The 23743-nt window shown below is 53.1% G+C and carries 14 protein-coding genes; 13 read left to right on the top strand and 1 reads right to left on the bottom strand.

Annotated features, from left to right (window positions below):
- The first annotated feature begins 4 nt into the window (after positions 1-4).
- The 8 genes from ACFSUC_RS12695 (at position 5) to mtaB (ending at position 8557) form a co-directional block, all read left to right on the top strand.
- Positions 5-373 carry a hypothetical protein gene (locus tag ACFSUC_RS12695; RefSeq protein ID WP_379929986.1) on the top strand — a complete coding sequence of 123 codons (369 nt, stop codon included), beginning with the start codon at positions 5-7 and terminating at the stop codon, positions 371-373.
- A 201-nt stretch (positions 374-574) separates the two neighbouring features.
- The gene (locus ACFSUC_RS12690; RefSeq protein ID WP_379929985.1) at positions 575-1531 is read left to right on the top strand and encodes a radical SAM/SPASM domain-containing protein; all 957 of its coding nucleotides are present in this window, start codon (positions 575-577) and stop codon (positions 1529-1531) included.
- 38 nt (positions 1532-1569) lie between these two features.
- Positions 1570-3048, top strand: a complete 1479-nt coding sequence (locus tag ACFSUC_RS12685) for a glutamate synthase subunit beta (protein ID WP_379929984.1) — start codon at positions 1570-1572, stop codon at positions 3046-3048.
- Between the two features lie 337 nt (positions 3049-3385).
- Positions 3386-4516, top strand: a complete 1131-nt coding sequence (locus ACFSUC_RS12680; RefSeq protein ID WP_379929983.1) for an HD-GYP domain-containing protein — start codon at positions 3386-3388, stop codon at positions 4514-4516.
- A 120-nt stretch (positions 4517-4636) separates the two neighbouring features.
- Positions 4637-5614: a 50S ribosomal protein L11 methyltransferase gene (gene prmA, locus ACFSUC_RS12675; protein ID WP_379929982.1), complete on the top strand. Its 978-nt coding sequence runs from the start codon at positions 4637-4639 to the stop codon at positions 5612-5614.
- 12 nt (positions 5615-5626) lie between these two features.
- Positions 5627-6313 (top strand): site-2 protease family protein, encoded by a 687-nt coding sequence (locus tag ACFSUC_RS12670; protein WP_379929981.1) that lies wholly within the window; start codon positions 5627-5629, stop codon positions 6311-6313.
- A 100-nt stretch (positions 6314-6413) separates the two neighbouring features.
- Positions 6414-7193: an RsmE family RNA methyltransferase gene (locus ACFSUC_RS12665; RefSeq protein WP_379929980.1), complete on the top strand. Its 780-nt coding sequence runs from the start codon at positions 6414-6416 to the stop codon at positions 7191-7193.
- A complete protein-coding gene (mtaB, locus tag ACFSUC_RS12660; protein WP_379929979.1) occupies positions 7193-8557 on the top strand; it encodes a tRNA (N(6)-L-threonylcarbamoyladenosine(37)-C(2))-methylthiotransferase MtaB in 1365 nt (454 codons plus the stop codon). Before ACFSUC_RS12665 ends, mtaB begins: the two co-directional genes overlap by 1 nt.
- Before the next feature lie 51 nt (positions 8558-8608).
- On the opposite strand, the gene ACFSUC_RS12655 is transcribed toward mtaB, so the two are convergent.
- Positions 8609-9604, bottom strand: coding sequence for a Na/Pi cotransporter family protein (locus tag ACFSUC_RS12655; protein ID WP_379929978.1), 996 nt, complete (start codon positions 9602-9604; stop codon positions 8609-8611).
- Positions 9605-9783: 179 nt separating this feature from the next.
- Between ACFSUC_RS12655 and ACFSUC_RS12650 the strand changes: the two genes are divergently transcribed.
- The 5 genes from ACFSUC_RS12650 to ACFSUC_RS12630 all read left to right on the top strand — a co-directional run bounded on the left by ACFSUC_RS12650 (position 9784) and on the right by ACFSUC_RS12630 (position 23722).
- Positions 9784-11160: a class I SAM-dependent rRNA methyltransferase gene (locus ACFSUC_RS12650; protein ID WP_379929997.1), complete on the top strand. Its 1377-nt coding sequence runs from the start codon at positions 9784-9786 to the stop codon at positions 11158-11160.
- Between the two features lie 23 nt (positions 11161-11183).
- On the top strand, positions 11184-14873 hold the full coding sequence (gene addB, locus ACFSUC_RS12645; protein ID WP_379929977.1) for a helicase-exonuclease AddAB subunit AddB: 3690 nt from the start codon (positions 11184-11186) through the stop codon (positions 14871-14873).
- Complete coding sequence (addA, locus tag ACFSUC_RS12640; RefSeq protein WP_379929976.1) at positions 14873-18808, top strand: helicase-exonuclease AddAB subunit AddA; 3936 nt, start codon at positions 14873-14875, stop codon at positions 18806-18808. Before addB ends, addA begins: the two co-directional genes overlap by 1 nt.
- 247 nt (positions 18809-19055) lie before the next feature.
- Positions 19056-20231, top strand: a complete 1176-nt coding sequence (locus ACFSUC_RS12635) for an exonuclease SbcCD subunit D (protein WP_379929975.1) — start codon at positions 19056-19058, stop codon at positions 20229-20231.
- The gene (locus tag ACFSUC_RS12630; protein ID WP_379929974.1) at positions 20228-23722 is read left to right on the top strand and encodes an SbcC/MukB-like Walker B domain-containing protein; all 3495 of its coding nucleotides are present in this window, start codon (positions 20228-20230) and stop codon (positions 23720-23722) included. The genes ACFSUC_RS12635 and ACFSUC_RS12630 overlap by 4 nt, the downstream gene beginning before the upstream one ends.
- The last annotated feature ends 21 nt before the right edge of the window (positions 23723-23743 follow it).

The raw sequence follows: 23743 nt of genomic DNA, 5'->3' as shown, positions 1-23743 counted from the left end.
ATCGATGGAAAAAAACATATTGGCTTATTTCAAAACGCCGGAAGAAGCAGAAGGGCTGATGCGCAAGCTGCAGGCATTGAGAGCAGCAGACGTTCGTATCGATCGCTTCAGCAAATATCCGGGGGGTGGCGGAGACAGGGTGATGAACACGATGGCAGGGAATGACGCGAGCATTGGCAATCTCACGAGTGATGCCAGCTTTACGAATCCGTCTGCCGGAATCTTATCCGCAATCGATCCGAGTGTCAGCGGAATGAGTGACGGCAGCCACGATGGACCTACCGGACGGGATGTTTTGCTTACGGCGGTCATGCCGGAGGCAACGTTTCATCAGGCGCTGCAACTGGTCGAGCAGTCTGGCGGGCTGGTTTAAGCCTTATTACGGGGTGCTGTTCGTCATCGAAGTTTTTCGGGATCGAATGCAAGGGTAAGGTCGAATGCAAGGGCAACTGTCCGCTTGTATTCGGCCTTTTTGCCGTGTTGTGATCTTTATTATAGCAACGCGTTAAATGAAAAGATAAAATGCTCCCTATATACCTATCCATATTCAGCACTGGCTGGAAAGGGGGAGGCTATGCGGTACAAATCGCTGGAGCTTGAACCGGCCGATCGGCCCAGCCTGGAGAGTCTGGAGATTGGCCTGACCTCAACATGCAATTTTCGCTGTTCGTTTTGCTGTGCCCATGAGCGAAACCGGGAAGAACAGAAGCTTTCTTTTACCGTCATTCAACACATGATCGAGCAATTGCCTGATTTGAAGCGCATCAAACTTTCAGGGGGAGAGGTGCTTCTCTATCTGGAAGACTGCATTCAGGTGGTAGACTATTGCCGTCGCAAAGGGCTGGAGGTACAGATCAATTCCAATGGCAGCATGCTCAATGCATCAAGTATATCTGCACTGGAGCAGGCCGGGCTCAACACCCTGCATATTTCCTTGCATGTAGAATCAGCACCTCAATTTTCCGAATTTTCAGGCATGAGCAGCGAATGGTATGCACGTGTATTGGCGGCCATCAAGCTTGCAGCGCAGAGTGAGATTGAATGTGTCGTAGAGACCATCATTAGTCAAGATACAAAACCGCTGCTAGTTGAGGTCTATCAATTGGCTTATGAGCTGGGAGTTCGCAAGCATGAATTTCAATACGGCATCTCTGTTGAACAAGAACAGCGAAGGTGGAAGCAGCAGTTGAAGCCATTCGATACCGAGCAGACCCTATGGTCTCTGATACAACACAAGGCTTACGATTCCGAGATGTATTTCACCTGTGTAGACCTTGATCCTTCACACCCCCTGACTCCGCTGATCCTGCGTACAGAAGGGGTGAATTTCCCGCGCTGCATGGAGGGTATGAAACAGCTTCATATACACAGTAACGGGGATATTCTCATCTGTGAGCTCGGCTATCCGAAGAAAATCGGCAATGTCTTGGAGGGGACGCGTCTGGATCAGTTATACACGCAGATGCCGGAAGCGCTGTCTTCCTTTTTGAAACATCATCGATGTCAGAAGTATACGGATCATTTTGCTTGAATCGGGACCATTCAAACCAAATGGGAGGGGATGTATAAATGGGACACCCGTATGGATTTTTGGATTATGAGCGGGAGAAGCCGTGTGAGGTGGAACCGCAGCAGCGCATTTACAGCTGGAATGAGTTTACGTTGCCGCTTGATGAGGAGCGGATGACCCAACAGGGAGCAAGATGTATGGATTGTGGCGTGCCCTTTTGCCAGATTGGACAGCTGTCGGAGATGTCGATTGGCTGTCCGTTGAACAATCTCATTCCGGAATGGAATGATCTCGTTTATCGCAAACAGTGGCGGGAGGCGTTGAAGCGACTGCACAAAACGAATAATTTCCCGGAATTTACAGGCAGTGTATGTCCGGCCTTGTGTGAAGGTTCCTGCACCCTCGGTTATGTGGACGCAGCGGTAACCAATAAACGGATGGAGAACGCGATCGTCGATAAAGGCTTTCGGGAAGGATGGATTGTGCCGAAGCCTCCTGCACAACGAACCGGAAAAAAGGTGGCGGTGGTCGGATCGGGTCCCGCGGGATTGGCCTGTGCAGCCCAGTTGAATCAGGCAGGCCACCAGGTCACCGTCTATGAACGGGCAGACCGGATCGGGGGACTGCTCACGTATGGCATACCGAATATGAAGCTCGACAAGAAAAAGGTTTGGAGAAGAGTCAATATGCTGATCGCGGAAGGGATTAAATTTGTGACCAATACCGAGATTGGCAAGGATATTCCGGCAGATGAGCTGGAAAGGATGTTTGATGCCGTGGTGCTCTGTGGCGGGGCTACCCGGGCGCGTGAGCTGGACGTAGAGGGACGGGCCCTGGCAGGGGTTTATCAGGCGATGGACTATTTGACGGATACGACCAAGAGTTTGCTCGATTCAGGTCTTACCGACGATAACTACATTTCAGCCCGGGACAAGGATGTGATCGTCATCGGTGGGGGCGACACCGGAAATGATTGTGTGGCTACGGCGATTCGTCATGGATGCCGCAGTGTACAGCAGTTTGAGATCATGCCCCGGGCCGGTACGAGCAGACTCGCAGGCAATCCCTGGCCCGAGTATCCACGCATTCACAAGGTAGACTATGGGCAACGGGAAGCAGAGAGCCTATACGGACATGATCCGAGAAGGTACGCAATTTCCACGAAACGATTTGCAGGGGAAAATGGACGTGTCAGCGACGTGCATACCATTCAAGTAAAATGGGAGCCAAATGAAGAGGGGCGCATGGTCCCGGTGGAGGTTCCCGGCAGCGAACAGGTTCACCCGGCTCAGCTCGTTCTGATTGCCACGGGATTCACAGGCCCTGAAGCTGTTCTGATCGAGCAGCTCGATTTGGAGCAGGATCAACGCTCCAATGTACAGGCAGAATTCGGTACACACATGACCAGCCGCGAAGGGGTGTTTGCAGCAGGTGATATGCGCAGGGGCCAGAGTCTGGTCGCCTGGGCGATCAAGGAAGGCAGGCAGGCTGCACGGGAAGTGGACCGCTACCTGATGGGCTTCACCCATCTGCCTTAATCCGTCATCTCTGGACTGCGTTGTATGCATGACGATCATTCTGACAGGCGAAGACCAGTTTGGGTTTATCGCAATCACGCTATGGGGCTGTGCCACAAGATCTGAAACTTGTGGGCGGCCCCATTTTTGCCGTTCCTGCAAGTAATCCTTTTCTCTTCGTGAACAGACCTTCTGTGCAGATCGTACGATTGCGCAGACCAGTTGAGACCGTACTGTCGCGCAGGCCTGTGTGGCTCATCCTGAAATGATGGAAAAAGGGTTGAAAAAGAGGGGGAATTAGTTATACGATAGGTTTTGCAGCAGGAAAAACACGACAAATGATACAGGGGATAAAGAGATGCGATTTACACCCATCCAGCACTGCTCGGAAGGCATGGTGCTGGCGAAAACGATATTCAGTGAAAGCGGCCAAACTCTCATTCGCGAGGACGTCAAGCTGACCCGGCGTATGATTGATACCCTGCAACATTTGGGGATCAATTTTGTGTATGTTCGGGATGCGCGCACTTCCGATGTGGAAGTCAAGGAAATGCTCACCGAGCAGACTAGAATGAAGGCAATGAAAACGATCAAGGAAGAGTTTCACAAGATCGGGATCAAGGATCGCAAGTTTACGTCCTCGATCATCAGTCCGGAATTCACCAAATCGTTCAAATCGACCGTACAGGATATTTTGAATGACATTATGAACAGTGAAGGCGCTGTTCATTTTCTGACGGATATTTACATATTCGATCATTATATTTTTCAGCACTCATTGAATGTGACCTGTTATACTCTGCTATTGGCCCGTTCCCAGGATTACAATCAGCAGCAGCTGGCAGAGATCGGACTGGGTGCAATTTTGCATGATATCGGCAAGCTGAAGTTGCCCATGGACATCTTGCAGAAGCCGGGCAGCCTGACGGATGAAGAATATGCCCTGGTGAAGGAACATACGGTTATCGGGTTTGACATGCTTCGCAAAATGCATGATATTCCGCTTCTGTGCTCGCACTGTGCCTTTCAGCATCATGAGCGCATGGATGGAACGGGGTACCCGAGAGGAATTAAAGGGGATGAGATGCATCCTTATGCAAAAATGATCGCCATCGCAGATGTGTTTGATGCGCTGACCACCAACCGGTCTTACCGCAAGGCGATGCTGCCTCACGAAGCCATTGAGGTTTTGTATGCCGGGGCAGGAACGTTGTTCGATCTCGATTTGGTAGATGCCTTCAAATACGTCATCACGCTGTATCCAACCGGCATTCCGGTAAAGCTCAATGACGGCACGGAAGGCATTGTCGTCGGACAGAACAAGGGCATGCCGAGCAGACCGGTCGTACGGGTATTCAAGGATGAATCCGGACAAGAGCTGGACACCTACTATGAGATCGATCTGGGCAAACAATTAACGATGACGATTCAGGACTGCAATCTCGAATTGTATGGGAATGAAGCAGGGACTGACGAATCCGGGCACTGACTCGCATTCGCCGGTCTCTTTTCTTTTCCAATGGCTTTGTAGTAAAATGAAGGTTATGGTTTCCGCTCGAAAGTGTGGCTAGGCTGGCATTCGAACGGATAGAAAAATGGAGGTGGCTTCATGCAGTGGCATGAGATAACCATATACACGACCGAGGAAGCGTCGGAGGCGATTTCTCATTATATGCACGAGCTTGGTGCCGGAGGAGTGTCGATTGAAGAGTCCGGTTCGCTGGATCGGGAGCGGGATACCTCTCTGGGACAATGGTACGAAAAACCGCTGAACAATATTCCGGAGGGTGAGGCGGAAATCAAGGGGTATTTCTCTGATCTGTCCGATGTTTCCGCCATTGTCGATCAGTGCAAAACCTTTGTCGCATCCCTCCAGGAATTCGAGCTGGATGCCGGGAAAGGAACGGTTTCCGTGCGTCAGGTAGATGAAGAGGACTGGGCGACTGCATGGAAGCAATACTACAAGCCGGTTCGCGTTTCAGAGCGCTTGACGATCAAGCCGACCTGGGAGCAGTATGAGCCGGCACCAGAGGAAATTGTACTGGAGATGGACCCGGGCATGGCATTCGGAACCGGTACACATGCGACAACTTCCCTTTGCTTGCGGGCGCTGGAGCAGGTGGTTCAGCCTGGTGATCACGTCATTGACGTAGGGACTGGCTCGGGCATACTGGCTGTTGCTTCGGCGAAACTGGGTGCTGCACATGTTCTGGCCATCGATCTGGACCCGGTAGCGGTGTCTAGTGCAAACGAAAATGTGCGTCTGAATGGTATGCAGGATCACGTGACGGTCAGAGAGAGTGATTTGCTTCAAGTCTTCCATGATCAGACGGAGGAACAGGCGTCTTCCACGCTGGGAGTACGTCTGCCGGTGCGTGTCGTCGTTGCCAACATACTGGCTGACATCATCCTGCGCTTTGTAGATGATGTCCATCAGGTACTCCAGCAGGATGGCGTATATGTCATTTCCGGCATTATCGGGAGCAAGGAAGCCGAGGTGTGCACCGTACTGGAGCAAAAGGGATTTCATATTGATGATGTACAGCGCGAAGAGGACTGGGTTGTGCTGATAGCAAGAAAAGGATAGGGGAGAGCGACGATGGCCTTTCTTCATTTTGATCTGGACGTCTTGCCGTTTATATTCCTGGTCATTCTGATTGCCTTTACCCTGCATGAATTTGCCCACGCCTACGTAGCCTACCGATTCGGAGATGACACGGCGTACCGTCAGGGGCGTGTGACGCTCAATCCGATGGCTCATCTCGATTTACTCGGAACGCTGCTGATTTTTTTAGCGGGATTTGGCTGGGCGAAGCCCGTGCCCGTCAACCGCAGCAACTTCCGCAATCCCAGGATGATGAGTGTCATCGTATCGGCTGCAGGACCTCTCAGCAATTTGATCATTGCGTTTGTGGGCCTAATACTTATGTATCTCTATTTTCAGTTCGGGTGGAACGACGCGCTGTCACCTGGCGGGGCTGAAGCGATTGAAACCTTTCTCGGCTATTTGATTGATCTGAATTTGCTGCTGTTTGTATTTAACCTGATCCCGCTTCCTCCGCTGGACGGATTTCGTATCTTGGAGGATGTGGTGCCCAGATCGGTTCGATTGCAGCTGACACAGGTATCGCAATGGGCGGTATTTATTTTTCTGCTGGTGGTATTTATTCCGCCTCTCAACACCAAGGTGCTGCAGCCGATTCTGAGCTTGCGATATGATATTTTTAACGCCATGAACGTGGTGATGGAGTCGATATTCGGATTTGTTATATTTAACCGTATCTAGTGGATCATGACAATCACTGGCGAACGGCTGTTTTGGGGTGTAAGATAAGGGGTAGCCGATATATGTCATGGTGATTTTGATGGAAAGGAAAGCGGAACGTATGCAGCGATATATGATTGCACCGGAACAATGGGTAGCGGATACCGTGACCTTGACCGGAGATGACGCCCATCACCTGATGAACGTGATGCGTGCGGCTGTGGATGAGAAAATATGGGTCAGTGACGGTGAACAGCGCGAGGGGCTTGTGATCATTACCGACATTCAAAAGGGCAAGGTAACCGGACGAGTGGAGGAAGAAAGAGCGCTGGAAGGCGAGCCGCAGATCGAGGTGTGGATTGCCCAAAGCTTGCCGAAAGGGGATAAGCTGGAGACGGTCATCCAAAAAGGCACCGAGCTTGGAGCGACCCGGTTTATTCCGTTTCAGTCTGCCCGCACGATCGTGCAGTACGATGCGAAGAAGGAAATCAAACGCCTGGAACGATGGCGTAAAATTATAAAAGAAGCTGCAGAGCAAGCTCACCGAAGCTGTATCCCGGTGATGGAGCGACCGCTGAGCTGGAAGGAAATGCTGGAAGCTGTTCAGCCTGCAGATGCGATCTATTTCTGTTATGAACGGCCGGACGGGGCGGGATTGCGCACGATGCTGAGCGAGCTGCGCGCCAAATGGTCGAACAGCGGGTCCGCGACAGAACGGCTGAAAGTGGCGGTGATCGTCGGTCCTGAGGGCGGCTTTACCGAAGCGGAAGCAGAGGAAGCGAAGAGGCACCGCGCCAGCTGGATTACACTCGGCAAGCGTATATTGCGAACCGAGACTGCGGCGATGGCCGCTTTAGCGTGTATCCTGTATGAATTTGATGAGATGGGAGGACCTGAGTAATGCCAACAGTTGCATTTCATACATTGGGTTGTAAAGTGAATTTTTATGATACGGAAGCCATTGGCCATATGTTCAAGGAAGCGGGCTATGAGCAAGTCGATTTTGAGGCAGAGGCCGATGTGTATATTATCAATACCTGTACCGTGACGAATACCGGAGACAAAAAAAGCCGTCAGATCATTCGCAGAGCGATCAGACGAAATCCGGATGCGGTTATTGCCGTAACCGGATGCTATGCCCAGACGGCACCCGCAGAAATCCTGGATATTGCCGGGGTCGATCTTGTCGTCGGTACCCAGGATCGAGACAAGATTCTGACCTATGTGGAGCAGTTTCAGCGTGAGCGTCAACCGATTAACGCCGTGCACAATATTATGAAAAACCGGGAATTTGAAGAGCTGCACGTGCCGGAATTTCAGGATCGCACACGCGCTTTCCTGAAGATTCAGGATGGATGCAACAACTTCTGCACGTTCTGCATCATTCCATGGACACGCGGACTGAGCCGCAGCCGCAAGCCGGAAAGTGTGCTGGAGCAGGCGAGGGAGCTGGTTGGCAACGGGTTCAAGGAAATCGTGCTGACCGGCATCCACACAGGAGGATACGGGGATGATCTCGAAAATTATGATCTGACCGATCTGCTGTGGGATCTGGACAAAATTGAAGGGCTGGAGCGCATTCGGATTAGTTCCATCGAAGCCAGTCAGATTGACGAGCGGATGATCGAGGTGCTGAACAGCTCGGAGAAAATGTGCCGTCATCTACACATTCCGCTTCAGGCAGGCCATGATGAGGTGCTCAAGCGCATGCGCCGCAAATACACGACCGCGGAGTTTGCAGAGAAGATTCAGCGCATCCATGAAGCGATGCCGCAAGTTGCCATTACGACGGATGTGATCGTCGGCTTTCCAGGTGAGACGGAGGAGATGTTTGAAGCGGGCTACCAGTTCATGAAAGAGCTGCAGTTTGCAGAAATGCACGTCTTCCCGTATTCGAAACGGACCGGCACGCCTGCCGCACGGATGGAGGACCAGATCGACGAGGAAGAGAAAAATCGTCGGGTCCATGAACTGATCGACTTGTCGGAGCAAATGCAGCTGGCTTATGCGCGCAAGTTCGAGGGCGAGGTTGTGGAAGTCGTTCCTGAAAGAACATACAAGGGAGCGCCGGACAGTGGCCTGATCATGGGAACATCGGACAACTATCTGAATGTCGTCTTCGAAGGATCAACAGACCTGATCGGACAAATCTGCCGCGTGAAAATCGAGCAGACAGGCGTCAATGAAAATAGAGGTGTGCTGGTACGAGTGCTGGAGCACCCGTCCAAGTCCGCAGCCGGACAGACCAAGCAAATGATCAGCTAAGGATGACTGAAAATGATACCGCCCGTTGTGGCGGTATTTTTGAATTTGAATTCAAATTCTGGATGCAGCTTCCTTCCGCCAAACGGGCAAATAGCACAGGGGTAGCACAAGCAGAGAAGAGATGACGTTGAACAACGTCTGGAAATGAGCGAGTTGATCGGAGGGGCTGTCTGCTGACCACATAACCTGCTGGCTGAGCAAAGGAATGAGCGGAAAGAAAAGGAGGGCCCCGCCAGCATTAAGAAAAAAATGAGACCAGGCGACAAATTGACCGGAGCGGCTGCCGCCAATACTGGCGATAAATCCGGTCACACAGCTCCCGATATTGGCCCCCATGATGATGGCCATGCCCAGCTCGAAGGAGATCGCCTGCACGGAGGCAAGTCCCATCGTAATCGCGATGGAAGCCGAACTGCTCTGAATGACGGCAGTCAGACAAATGCCCGCGAGCAGGCCGAGCAGCAGACTGCGCTGGGCAAGTTCCAGAAACCAGATAAAAAAACCGGTATGCTGCAAGGCAATTCCAATCGTGCTCATCTGTTCCATACCCAGCAGGACACAGGAAAAGCCTGCCAGTGCAATGGAGCCAAATAAACTGGCATGAACGAATGAGGAGACGGGAAGTCTGTGTGGTCTTCGAGCGGACAACAGCTGGTGGAGCACAGACAGTACGATGGCGACCGTGCAGCTCCCGCAAGCAAAGAGCAGCAGCGGCACCGCAGAACGGCTGACCGGATGGCCGATCAGTTCGGTTGTGATGGCGGCTCCAATATTGGTACCGAGAATAATGCCCAGTGTACGGGGGAAGCTCAGCAGACCCGTATTGACCAGACCGATAGAAATAGCCGTAATGGCGCTGCCGCTTTGCAGGAGGGCCGTCATGCAGCCGCCTGTGAGCAGGCCTCTCAGCGGTGTGGCAGTGAATCGTTTCAATACGTATTTCAGGATGTTGCCTGCCCAGTAGAAGAGGGCAAGTTCCATCAATTTCATCCCGAACAAAAAAACGGACAATCCCATACAGAGTGGGATCATGATAGAATGGAACATAGCGGACAGGCTCCTTTATCAGCGATTGCCACAGGCAAGGTTTGGTTCATATATATGAATGTGCATGTCCAGCCATGCGGCTGAAATGTACATAGCAGAAAAACAAAGTTTTTATCTCATTCGAAACGGCACGATGTCCAGCATACTTTGAAAAGGAGAATCGATGACAGATGACAACAATGGCACAGGTCATGATGAAACAAAAACGCAAAAAGAGAGTGGAGCAGGGACATCCCTGGATTTTTGGCAATGAGATCGAGCAGATCACCGGAGAGGCAGAGCCAGGTCAGTTGGTCCATGTGTACAATCATCACGGACATTTTCTGGCGACAGGCTATTACAACCCCCATTCACAGATCCGGGTCCGTGTCATCAGTTATGAGCCGCTTCAAGAGATGGATGCTGCTTTTTTTGAAACCAGAATTCGGGAGGCCAAGCGTCTGAGAGAGCGTTTCTTGCCAGATCAGACTTCCTTCCGCGCGGTGTATGGCGAGGCGGATTTCCTGCCGGGTCTGGTCGTGGATAAATTTGCAGACGTGCTGGTCGTTCAGATTCTGTCGATGGGCATGGAAGCGCATAGAGAGATCTTGCTGAAAGCATTCGTGAATGTATACGAACCGAAGGGGATTTATGAACGAAGTGATGTGCCGGTGAGAGAGCTGGAAGGACTGGAGCAGCGAACCGGATTGCTGTATGGCACGGCTGAAAGATGGGTGGAGATTGAAGAGAACGGCATCCCGATGCAGGTAGACATTGAGCAGGGACAGAAGACAGGCTATTTTTTCGATCAGCGGGAAAATCGCGCCTTTTTGCAGCATCTGGTTCGCGGCTGGGGAGAACGCAGCGGCATTCAGTTGCAGGAGATGGAGATCGATGGGGACATACAATCGGTCCCTGTCAACAAAAATGGAAAAGTGGTGCAATTTCCTTACTGGGATGGCGCTACGGTCCTGGAATGCTTTGCCCATACGGGCAGTTTTACGCTGCACGCCTGTCAGTACGGTGCGAAGAAGGTCACTTGTCTGGACGTGTCGGCTCACGCCATTGAGACGGCCAAGCAGAATGTGCAGCGCAACGGGTTCGAGGATCGGGTTGAGTTTGTGGTGGAGGATGCCTTTGAATATCTGCGCCGTCATGCAAAGGTGGTCGATGAGAAGCAACGCAGAGCAAGACTGCTTCAGCAGGGGGCAGAAAAGGTGGATACGTCCAAGCCTTTGACGGAGGAAGGCAGAACGTGGGATGTGGTCATTCTCGACCCGCCTGCCTTTGCCAAAAACCGAAAAGCGATAGAGAGTGCATGCAGAGGATACAAGGATATTAATCTGCATGGCATGAAGCTGGTGAATGAGGGAGGCTATCTGGTAACGGCCAGTTGTTCCTTCCATGTCGCGCCGGATGTATTTTTAGCAACGATTGAAGCGGCGGCCGTGGATGCGGGCAAGCAGCTGAGACTCATCCATTTTGATGGGGCTGGCAAGGATCATCCGAGAATTCAGGGTGTCGATGAAGGCCATTATCTGAAATTTGCAGTGTTCGAGGTGCGAACCCGAAAATAATCAGGCAAGAAGGGGGAATAACCGTGACGGTTCAATTGATTGCGGGGAGAGCCGGCAGCGGCAAGACCTACACGGTGCTGACGGAAATAACGGAAAAACTGAAGGACAAGCCTTTAGGCAGCCCGCTCATCTATCTGGTACCGGAGCAGGCGAGTTTCCAGGGTGAGCTTGCACTGACGGCACGGATGGGTCTGCAGGGTATGGCACGGGCCCAGGTGCTCAGCTTTCGTCGTCTGGCTTACCGGGTTATGCAGGAGACGGGGGGCATTGCGCAGCCGCCTATTGATGATCTCGGCAAGACGATGCTGCTTCATTATGTGATGAAACAGCATGAGCAGGAGCTGGTTCATCTTCGGACTTCTTCCGAGCAAATGGGTTTGCTGGAGCAAACGCTGGAACTGTTTGATGAATGCAAGCGATATGCGGTGAAACCGGATCGTCTTCATGCCCTGCTGGACAAGCTGAACCAGTCATCGGATATCACCCGCAGACAGGATGCCGGATTCGCACGCAAGCTCCAGGATCTTGCGCTGATCATGGAAAAATATGAATCGCTGCTCGTCTCCTCCTATCTGGACGGAGATGAAGCACTGAACCGACTGACCGAGCAAGTAGGGGATTCGGCTTATCTCCAGGAAGCAGAGATTTGGATCGACGGTTTTCACGGCTTTACCCCACAGGAATATGCCGTCCTGCTCGCACTGATGCAGACATGTCGCTGCGTGACGATCACCCTTTGCACGGACAAGCGGTATGAATCAGAAGCGCAGTTGCATGAACTGGATTTGTTTCACCCCACCGCTGTGACGATGCTGCGGCTGAAGCAGATGATGCAGGAGCATGGCATTGCGGAAAAGCCGATTCGATTTCTGTCTGATCCGGGTACGGTTCCACCTCGTTTTCGCGATGAACCGCTGCTTGCTCATCTGGAAGCGCATTATGACGCACGCAAGCCCTATCAGGGACAGGCGTTGCTAGGAGCGGATCAGATCGGCGAGCAGAAGCTGCCGATTCAGATTTATGCGGCTGCCAATCCGAAGGCGGAAGCAGAGGCGGTTGCGCGGGAGATGGTTCGACTGGCCCGTGAGGAAGGGATGCGCTGGCAGGACATGACGGTTCTCTCCCGAAACTTGGCTCATGACGAGGATTTGCTGACAGATGCGCTGGACAAGTATGATATCCCGTATTTTCTGGATCAGACGCGATCGGTGATGCAGCATCCGGTCATTGAGCTTATTTTGTCTGCGCTGGAGGTCATTCAGCGCAACTGGAAGTATGAAGCCGTATTTCGCTGTGTGAAAACGGATTTTTTGCTGCCGCTAAACCGGCATGAATATGAACAACTGGCTGCAGAGGAGCCATCGTCCACCGGGCAGCAGGCCTGGTTTGCCTCGTTCGAGGACAAGGAAGCAGGCAGTGAGAATTTGGATTCCGATTCGTGGGAACTGATGGCCCGCAGAGGAATGGACGAGCTGGAAAACTATGTGCTGGCTTTTGGCATTCAGGGCAGTCGCTGGCTGGATGATGACCCGTGGCGTTTCCGTTACCGGATGTCCGCTATCTCAGATGAGTCGGATGAGAAAGAACAAGATGAAGCCGAGCGCAAGTTTCTCTCTCGCATTCATCGCTACCGGGAACAGGTGCGTCTTCCCCTTCTTGCTTTGCAAAAGCGGATGAAGCGGGCGAAAACCGCGCAGGCTCAAGTTCATGCGCTGTATGTGTTTCTCGAAGAGGTACAGGTGCAGGCCCGACTGGAGAGATGGAGCCATCAGGCAGCCGAGCAGGGCATGCCGGAAAAAGCCAGAGAGCATCTTCAAGTATGGAACAGTGTCATCGATGTCATGGATCAGATGGTTGAGGTGCTGGGAGCCGAGGAAATGACGCTGGAGTGGTTCTCCCAGCTATTGACGACAGGACTCGAGAGCATGAAACTGGCGCTGGTGCCGCCCGCGCTTGACCAGGTGACACTGGGCAGTTTTGACCGGACTCGCCCAGGTGAGGTACAGGCTGTGTTTATTATCGGGGCCAATGACGGCGTGCTGCCAGCCAAGCTCACGGAGGATGGCATGATCAGTGAGCAGGAGCGGGAGTGGTTGCTGGAGCAAGGGGTGGAGCTGGCTCCAACGAGCAAACGCAGATTGCTTGATGAACAGTTTCTGATTTATACGGCGCTGACGGTTCCTTCCCGATGCCTGTACATGTCTTACCCGTTTGCTGACGGGGAGGGCAAGTCCCTGCTCCCGTCTGAGGTTATCAGACGGTTGCAGCGCATGTTTCCGATGGTGGAGACCCAACTGAAGGTGCAGGAGCCGGATATGAATGAAACACTTCACCAATTGTTGTCCTTCCTGTCCAGTCCCGATTCAGCCATGTCCTTTCTCGTCGTTCAGCTGCGCAGATGGATGCGGGGAGAAGAGATTCACGATCTGTGGTGGGATGTCTACAACTGGTACGCCAGCGATCCGCAATGGCAAGAGAGGCTGCGTCAGAAAATGATCGGACTGTTCTATGCCAACCAGGAGAAGCCGCTTGCCAGAGAGACCAGTCGCAAGCTCTATGGCAAACGACTTCGTGCCAGTGTGTCGAGAATGGAGCGATTTGCTTCCTGTCCGTTTGCTCATTTTGCGAGCTATGGATTGAAACTGAAGGAGCGGAAGGTTTACCGGCTCGAGGCACCGGATATCGGGGAGCTGTTTCATGCGGCGCTCACTTATATTGCCGTCGATCTCCAAAAACGCGAGATTGAATGGGGACAATTGACGACAGCGCAGTGTTATGAAGAAGCTGTCAAGGCGGTTGAGCATCTGTCTCCGAAGCTGCAAAGTGAAATCCTGCTAAGCTCCAAACGCTATCATTTTATATCCAAGAAGCTGAAAGAAATTGTCGGCAAGGCATCCGCTGTACTGGGGGAACAGGCGCGCAGAGGCTCGTTTTCACCAGTGGGCATGGAGATCGGATTTGGGCCCAATCAGGCGTTGCCTCCACTGGTATTTGATCTGGAAAATGGCGGTCAGGTGGAGCTTCTCGGACGAATTGACCGTGTAGATATGGCACAGGGGGATGGCAAGCTGTTGCTGAGAGTCATTGATTACAAATCCAGCTCCCGATCTCTGCTTCTGCCCGAAGTGTATTATGGCCTCTCCTTGCAGCTGCTGACGTATCTGGATGTGGTCGTCACGCATGCCCAGCAGTGGCTTGGCCAAGAAGCAGACCCGGCAGGCGTGCTGTATTTCCATGTCCATCATCCCATGCTGCAAAAGCAGAACGGCCTGAATGCGGACGAGGCGCGTACGGAAATTTTCAAGCGATTCAAAATGAAGGGGCTGGTGCTGTCCGATCTGGAGGTTGTGCAGAAGATGGACCAGCAGCTTGACAAGGGGCATTCGGACATGCTGCCTGTTGCGGTAAAGGCGGACGGTGCGTTCTACAAGTCGTCTTCTGTCTTTAGCCTGGATCAGTGGGAGCAAGTACGCTCATATATTCGGGGACAGATCAAGGAGATGGGAGAGCGCATTCTGGACGGTGAGGTCGGTATTGAGCCGATCAAATTCGGCAAAAAAACGCCATGTCAATTTTGCCCGTATCACGCAGTCTGCCAGTTCGATCCATTGTTTGAGCAAAATGACTATCGTTCGCTGTATGGCCTGCAGCGTGAGGAAGTGTGGGCGAAAGTACAGCTGGACCCATCAGAAGGAGAGGCAGGTGATCGGTAATGGAGACGGGAAACAGGCTGACCAGGCCGGAAAACAGCATATGGACGGATGATCAGTGGCGGGCTATTGCCACCAGAGGTCATGATCTGCTTGTGGCAGCGGCGGCGGGATCGGGGAAGACAGCGGTCCTTGTGGAACGGATCATTCGCACCATCACCAATCCCGATGATCCTGTCGATGTCGATCGATTGCTCGTAGCCACCTTTACGAAAGCCGCTGCCGATGAGATGAGACAGCGTATTCGTGAAGCGCTGGAGAGCCGCTTGGACGAAGAGAAAGCCGGCTTGCCAGAATATGAGCATATTCGCAGACAAATCGCCTTGATTCATCGGGCTCCCATCACGACGCTTCATTCCTTTTGCCTCGATGTGGTGCGCAAGCATATTCAACAGCTGCAACTGGACCCCAAGTTTCGCATCGCCAACGAAACGGAGATCGAATTGATCCGTCGAGAGGTGATGGAGGAACTGTTTGAGGCGAAGTACGAGGAATTTGCCGAAGATCTGCAAGCCCCCTTTTGGGCATTTGTGGATCGCTACAGTTCCGAACGCAGTGATGAGGGGCTTTATTTTCTTGTAGAGCAAATCTATGATTTTGCCCGCAGCCATCCGGACCCGACTGGGTGGGTGACAGAGACAGCTCGCGCATTTGGCTCAGCGGGAGCGGCAGACGGGGAACAATGGCTGAATAGCTTGCGGCTGGATATGAGGTTGCAGCTGGAACAGGCAACGGATGGACTGAAATCGGCCCTCCTTTTATGCCAGAAGCCCGCTGGCCCTTTGCCATACAAGGAACAGCTGGAGCAGGAACTGCAAGACCTTCAGCGTCTGATGAACCTCGCTGACCCGAATAAGGGAGAGGACTGGGATACGCTTCATGCAGCTTTCCAGCAAAATGTGTTTGCCAGACTCCAGGCTATTCGCGGAGATGAGTATGATAAAACGTTGCAGGAAAAGGCAAAAAAGCTTCGCGATCAGGCCAAGGAAACGATGGCCAAGCTAAAGGAACAGCTCTTCGAGCGAACGAGGGAGCAGTACATGCACGAAATGGAACAACTGGCTCCGCTGATGGAGGTGCTGTCCGGACTCGTGCTGTCGTTCGCTGACCGTTTCCAGGAGGCTAAGCGGGAACGGAATATCGTCGATTTTAATGACTTGGAGCATTTTGCGCTGGCTATACTTCGCGAAGAGGAAACCGCAGGGAAGGACGTCTTGCCTTCTTCGGTGGCTCTTACGTACCAGTCTCACTTTGTAGAGATTTTGATCGATGAATATCAGGATACGAATCGCGTGCAGGAAACCATTTTACAGCTTATTGCCAAGCCAGCGCCGGGCAACCGATTTATGGTGGGGGATGTCAAGCAGAGCATTTATCGTTTCCGGTTAGCCGAGCCGTCTCTGTTTCTGGCAAAGTATCGCAGCTACCGCTCCGCGGCACAGGAGCCGTCCGATCTGCCATCAGGCAGCGTGACAGAGGGCGAGAAGATTGATCTCTCACGCAATTTCAGAAGCCGTCACGAGGTGCTTGATGCGGTCAATTACGTTTTTCGGCAGCTCATGAACGAAGGGATTGCCGAAATTGCGTACGACAAGCAGGCCGAGCTGGTGCCGGGTGCAGATTATCCGCTTGATGAGGAGGGTACGTTCGATACGGAATGGTTGTTGCTGGAGCGCGATGGCGCAGCCGAGGAAGCAGACGATTCGATTGAACCGGATGAAGACGGGAATGAAGCAGCATCGAATTCTCTGGGCCTTGCACAGGAGGCACAGAAACCTGAGGCCGGCGAAATGGAAACGGCGCAAATGGAAGCAAAGCTGATGGCCATGCAGATACGGAGGCTAGTGGGTACAGACGGCGAGCCGTTTATGGTGTATGACCGCAAGTTGAAGGGCAAGCGTCCCGCTACGTACCGGGATATTGTCATTTTGATGCGCGCCACTCAGAGCTGGGCCCCCTTATTGATGGAGGAATTCCGGCAGGCTTCCATTCCTTGCTATGCGGATCTGAACGCGGGGTATTTCTCAGCAGGAGAGGTGGAGTTCATGCTTTCCCTGCTGAAGGTGATCGACAATCCGTATCAGGATATTCCGATCGCAGCCGTTCTCCGCTCACCGGTGTATGAGCTGAATGCAGAAGAACTCGCTCAACTTCGGATTCATGTTCCGAGCGGGCAGATGTTTGATGCTGTGGTGGCGTCCGCACGTGATGACGCGCCGCTCTCTCCGGAACTGAAAGGCAAACTGGGCCGCTTCCTGGCTGATTTGGAACGGTGGCGGGATGCTTCGAAGACCCAGACGGTCTCTCAGCTGGTAACGGATATATACCGGAGAACCGGCTACTATGACATGGTTGGCGGATTTCCGGGTGGCACACAGCGGCAGGCGAATCTGAGAGCGTTGTTTGACCGGGCCAAGCAATATGAGTCTACTTCCTTTCGGGGATTGTTCCGATTTTTGCGTTTCATTGAAAAAATGCTGGATTCCGGCGGTGACCTGGGCACTGCTCGTGCACTCGGAGAACAAGAAGATGTGGTCCGCATCATGTCCATCCACAAGAGCAAGGGGCTGGAGTTTCCTGTCGTATTTGTGGCGGGATTGGGCAAGAAGTTCAACCAGCAGGACCTGAACGGTCATTTTATCTTGCATAAAGAGCTCGGCTTTGGACCGAAGTTTGTTGATCTGGCGCATCGGGTCAGCTATCCTTCGCTGCCGAATCTGGCGATCAAGCGCAAGCTGAGATGGGAAATGCTGGCCGAGGAAATGCGTGTGCTGTACGTCGCGTTAACGAGAGCGAAGGAAAAGCTGTATCTGGTCGGCACAGTTAGACAACTGGACCGACACATTGAAAAATGGGCCACGGCACGGCAACTGGAGACCCTCCCGCTGGAGCAGGGGAGGCTGGCGAGAGCCCAGACCTATCTGGACTGGCTCGGACCAGCCCTGATGCGTCATCCCGCCGGGGAAGGATTGTTGAATCGTCTGGCTTCCTCAGAGGGCACCCATTCTTCCGGCTTCCAGCAGGGGGCTTGCAGAGAAGCGACGGATGATCGATCCAGCTGGCGGGTGCATCTGCTGGATGCCCAGCAATTTCTCCAGGCCGCTGCGGCGCTGGAGGATCGCACCCAAACGATTATGGACAGTCTCAAATCGGCTTCTCCGCTGCCGCACATGAGCGGTGGGCTGCAGGCAGAAGTTGGTGAGCGGCTTGGATGGACCGATCCGAATCGCCGGGCGGCAGAGCTGTTTGCCAAAACGTCGGTCACGGAAATGAAGCGAATGGCCGAGCTCCATCATGAACCCCACGATTCCGCCGTGGAACTGGACTGGGATGAAGATAGAGGTTCTTTTACACCGAAAACCCAGACGGGCCGACTGCTCAGAAGACCCCGCTTCAAGGAAGAAGCCGGGATGACCGCTGTAGAGCGCGGAACGCTGTATCATGCGGTTATGCAGCATATTCCTCTTCAGGGGACGGTCGATGAGCAGGTGGTGCAGGAAACGCTGGCGATGATGCTTCACAAACGGCTGATCCATCGCTCCCAACATGATGCGGTTGAGTTGAATGAAATTACGGGATTTTTCCGGCATGAGGTAGGCAGAAGACTAATGGAGAGCAAGCAGGTTTATCGGGAGCTGCCGTTCAGCTATCTGCTCAAGTCGGGAGAGGTTTATGATATAGAGGAAGCGCATATGCGGGCCGAACCGGTATTGATTCAAGGGGTCGTAGACTGTCTGTTCGAGGATGGAGACGGCGGCTGGGTGCTGATCGATTACAAGACGGATACCCTGGCGAGAACAAGCCCTGAGCAGCTGCAGGAGCGGTACCGCATTCAGATCCAGCTTTACCGCAAGGCGCTGCAGGATATCATCAGGGAGCCGATACACCAAGCCTATTTGTATTTGTTTGACAGTGGCGAAGTGATCGAGATGCCATAAAGTGTCCATAGAGTGCCTATAAAGCGCCGTCTGGTGGAACTCGCTAAGGGTTTTGAACAACGATCAGACAAGGCAGATGGTCTTGGGCAGGTATCGGAGAGAAGAAAAGAAAATGCCAGGGAATGAAGATTTCTGAGATAGAAGAAAAGGATATCTCTGAGCATGCAAATAGCAGGAAATGAAAGTAACAAGAAATGAAAGTAGATAGTAAGAAAAGAAATTGGCAGGGGAGAAAGGGGGAAATCGAGTGCGAATACTGCACACCGCAGACTGGCATCTGGGCAAGACGCTGGAAGGACGAAGCCGTCTGGAGGAACAGGCTGCTTTTCTGGATGAACTGGTGCTGTTGATCAAGGACGAGCAGATTGATCTCATCTTGATGGCAGGGGATGTCTACGATACCGTGAATCCGTCAGCTGCGGCTGAACAGCTGTTTTATGATGCGATCGTGCGAATGACGCAGGATGGCAACGTACCGATCGTCGCGATTGCGGGCAATCATGACAATCCGGACCGATTGACCGCGGCTCATCCGCTGTCTCAGCGCTATGGCATTCACCTTAGCGGCCTGCCGTCTATCCAGCCGGTCGAACTGGAAGTAGGTGCTTATGGGGAGCGGGCGGTCATTATTCCGTTTGCATATCCTTCCGAATCCAGGCTGAAAACATTGCTTGCCAGAGAAGCAGACGAGGCACAGCTCCAGCAAGCGTACGCGGATCATGTGGGGATGCTGATGCAGCAGGCGTCGCGTTCTTTTCAACCTCAGGCGGTCAATGTGATTATGAGTCATTTGTTTGTGCTTGGCGGTCAGGAAACCCAATCCGTCGAACGACCAATCCAGGTAGGGGGCGCCTATACGGTTTCTCCGCGTGCATTTGAGGTGGGCGCACACTACACGGCACTTGGGCACCTGCACAGGCCGCAGACGATGAAAAGTGAGACCCCGATTCGCTACAGCGGCTCGCCGCTTGCCTACAGCTTTTCGGAAGCAGGTCAGGCCAAGTCTGTGACGATTGTGGAGGCGGTGGCGGGCAAGCCCGTACAGGTATCGGAGAGGGTGCTCAGTGCGGGCAAGCCTCTTGTGAAATGGCATGCGCCAGAAGGCCTGCCTCAGGTCTATACGTGGCTGCTGGAAGGCAGAGATGCTGAAGCCTGGATCGATCTGAGCGTTCATGTGACAGAAGCGCTCCATATGGAAGAGATCCATCAACTTCGCAAGAGTCATGCCGGACTGATTCACATTCGACCCATTTTCCCGGAAATGGTTGCTTCATCCAGGGAGCAGCAGCGTACCGGACTCCCCTTGCCGGAGCTGTTCCGACAATTTTACCGGCAGCAGACGGGTGGCGCGGAAGCAGAAGATGCCTTGGTCGATCTGTTTTTGGAACTGATTGATGAAGAAAATGAGGGTGAAGAACGATGAGACCGGTCTATCTGAAATTGAGCGGACTGCAGAGCTATCGACAGGAGCAGGAGATCGATTTTTCCATGCTGTGTGACGGCGGTGTCTTCGGCATCTTCGGTCCGACCGGAAGCGGGAAATCGACGATTCTGGATGCGATGACACTCGCGCTATATGGCAAGGTAGAGCGTGCGATCAATGGCACGCAGGGGATTATGAACCAGAATGAGAAGAAGCTGATGGTTGCATTTACATTCGAGCTCGCTTCTGCGTCGGGCAGAGACCGGTATACGATCGAGCGGCAATTCAAGCGTACAGGTGAGATATCGGTGTCTACCGTTCTCTGCCGCCTGATCCGGGTGACGGCCAATAGGGAAGAAGTACTGGCTGACAAGCAGACAGAAGTCAATGCAGAGATTGAACAGCTCATTGGCTTGACCATGCACGATTTTACGAGGGCGGTTGTGCTTCCGCAAGGAAAATTTGCTGAATTTCTGTCACTGAAGGGCAGTGAGCGCAGGCAAATGCTGCAACGATTGTTCGGACTGGAACGCTATGGGGATCAGTTGCAGCAGCGTCTCAGTCAGCGTCTGAAAGACAGCGATGCACGTCGCAAACAATGGACAGCCAGGCTGGAAGGTTTGGGAGATGCGTCCGCAGTCGCTGTGGAAGCAGCCAGGGAACAACTGCGGACAGAGGAACGAGCGTTGACCCAGGTCCGGACCGAGCTGAAGAGGCTGGAAACCGACATCGAAGAAAAACGTGAGGTGCGAAGGCTGCAGCAGGAGAGGGATGTCCATATACAGAGTTTGGAACAGCTGAAGCAGCAAAAGCCGGAGATGGACACGCGCAAGCGGCGATATCAGCTCGGTCTGGAGGCCCGGCAGCTGGAGCCGGCATGGCGGCAATGGAAGGAAGAACAGGAACGGCACAAGGAAGCGGAACTGCGGCTTCAGCAGCGGCAGGAAAGACAGGAAAAGCTGCATCGGCAACTGGAAGAGTTCGAAGGCAAGGCAAAGCGTGTCAGACAGCACTGGACAGAACAGGAACCGCTCATGACCGCCAAGATGAACACCTTCCAGCAGGCTATCAAGCTGGAATCAGAGATTGCTGACATGCAGGAGCAGATCGCCAAATGGACAGAGGACCAGACCGTTTGGCAGAACAGACAGCGCATGCAGCAGCAAGAAATGGACAAGGCCGCAGAGATGCTGCGGCGGGCAACAGAGAGACAGGAGCAAATCAAGCAAGAGTTGGTGCAGACCCGGATGCCCCAGGATGAGAAACAGCGATTGAAACAAGCTTGGCAGCAAATGAAAGAGATGCAGCCCCTGCAGCAGCAAGTGGAAGCATGGGGACAAACGGTCGAGCAGGCTCAACAGGCCTGTAGGAAGCAAGAGCAGGCGTGTGAGTCGCAAGGTCGTCTGCTGGGTGAAACTTTTGCACAGGTAGTGCGGCAGTCTGCGGAACTGGCTGAATGCCGTGATCAGGGACTGCTGCTGGTACAGACGACCGCCTTGTCTGTCACGCGATTTAACGAGTGGATCGGGATGCAAAAGCAGTTCCGGGAAGAAAGAGGCCTGCAGGCGGCAGCGGTTCAGCTAGCCGAACGATTGAAACAAGATGAAGCCTGTCCGGTATGCGGTTCGATTCACCATCCTCAACCGGCGACGGAGGAAGAGCAGGAGGAAGTGCCTGCTACGGGGGAACAGATGGATGCTGCCTATCAGGCTCTGCGTGAGCTTGAACACGTCCAGCATCAGTTGCAAACTCAGGTGGAGGCCTGGCAAGCAAAGCTGGATGAGGTGCATAACCTGGCCGCACGACTGAATCAGGCATCCTCGGCTTTAGGAGAACAAGCAGATGCAGAAGATCAGACTGATCGTACGCCTGCCTGGCTAGCATCCATACGGGAAGCTGCGGCGAATCGTATACCTGCTTCGCTTCAGGAAAAGGACCACCTCGAAACAGTTGGCGCCATGTATGGCTGGGGCTCCTGGATGGACCGCCTCGCTCATTTGCAGAACGAAATGACGCAATGCATGCAACGTCCTGCCGCTCAGCTGTCTGTAAAATCGCTGGAAGCAGAGCTACGCACCTATGAGCAGAGTGTATGGCAACTCACTCAGTTCACGGACAAGCTAACTGCCGATCAGATGAAGGCAAGGGAACTGGATCGCCAGCTCCTGGAAGCGAAGGAACAGTGGCGAACTCGTTTTGTGGATGACGAACTGGAAACGATCGATCAGGCTCACAGAAAATGCGAGGAGCGTGAACAACAGGCTGAAGAGCTTCAACAACGCCTGGATAAAAGCTACAGCTATATCGAGGAGCAGCGTAAACATTCAGAGCAGGCTACACAAGCGCTTCATCAGCTGGAAAGACAGCTTATTGAGACGGAGACGACGTTATCCAATCGCAAAGAGCTGTCTTCTGAAAAGAAAGAGCGACTTCATGCCCTGTGCGGGGATCGCGATCCGCAGGAAGCCTATCAGGAGCTTCACGAGCAATATCAAAGGATGAAGCAGGAAAATGAGCAGGTGGCCCAGTCACTTGAGCATCATAAGCTGGAAATGGCAAAGGTCAGTACAGAGGTACAGCATGCCGATGCGGCTTGCAAGGAATATGCAACCAGAGCTGAAAAACTGACGCAGCAGTGGCAGCAGCGTTTAACCGAAAGCTGCTTCGAGACGGAGGAAGACATGATCGACGCGATGGCAGATCCTTCCGAGCTGTCCGTCTGGTCTGAAGAATTGGAGAGGTATGAAGCCCGGTGGCAGCAAGTAGAAGGCTTACTGTCAGAGCTGCTACAGCAGCTTCAAGCACGTTCGATTGATGAAACAGCCTGGACAGAGCTGCTGGACGAGGCAAAGGCGGTCAAGGCTCGATTTGAGGAAGGCCTGCAGAAACAGGGCAAAGCGGCCCGGGATTATGAAGAATTGACCAGACGGAATGAGAGTTGGGCGGAGGCTCACCAGCAGCTGGAAGCAGAGGAGCAAGCCTGGAGACAGCTGACTGCCCTGCAAAGCGTGTTCAGAGGAAACGGTTTTGTCGAGTTTATTGCGGAGGAGCAGATGATGCATGTCAGTCGGGCAGCCTCAGAGCGGCTGGGTGAGCTCACGAGACAACGGTATGCCATTGAGGTCGATTCCAGCGGAGGATTTGTCATGCGGGATCAGACGAATGGCGGGGTGAAGCGTCCGGTCAGCTCGCTAAGCGGAGGCGAGACGTTCCTGACCTCTCTTGCGCTTGCGTTGGCATTGAGTGCACAGATTCAGCTAGGTGGAAAATATCCGCTTGAATTTTTCTTCCTGGATGAGGGATTTGGTACACTGGATGGTGACTTGCTGGAGACTGTTGTGGATGCACTGGAGAAGCTGCAGCTTCAGAAGGTGAGTGTCGGTGTGATCAGTCACGTGCCTGAAATGAGAGCGCGACTGGCCAGAAAGCTGGTTGTGGAACCGGCAGCCCAAACCGGTCAAGGCAGCAGGGTTTATCTGGAGCAGATGTAGCGGCTCCGTAAATTTCAAGAA

Origin of the sequence: Marinicrinis sediminis (assembly GCF_042685085.1) — a bacterium.
GTDB lineage: Bacteria > Bacillota > Bacilli > Paenibacillales > KCTC-33676 > Marinicrinis > Marinicrinis sediminis.
This window is presented reverse-complemented; position numbering and strand designations above follow the sequence as displayed.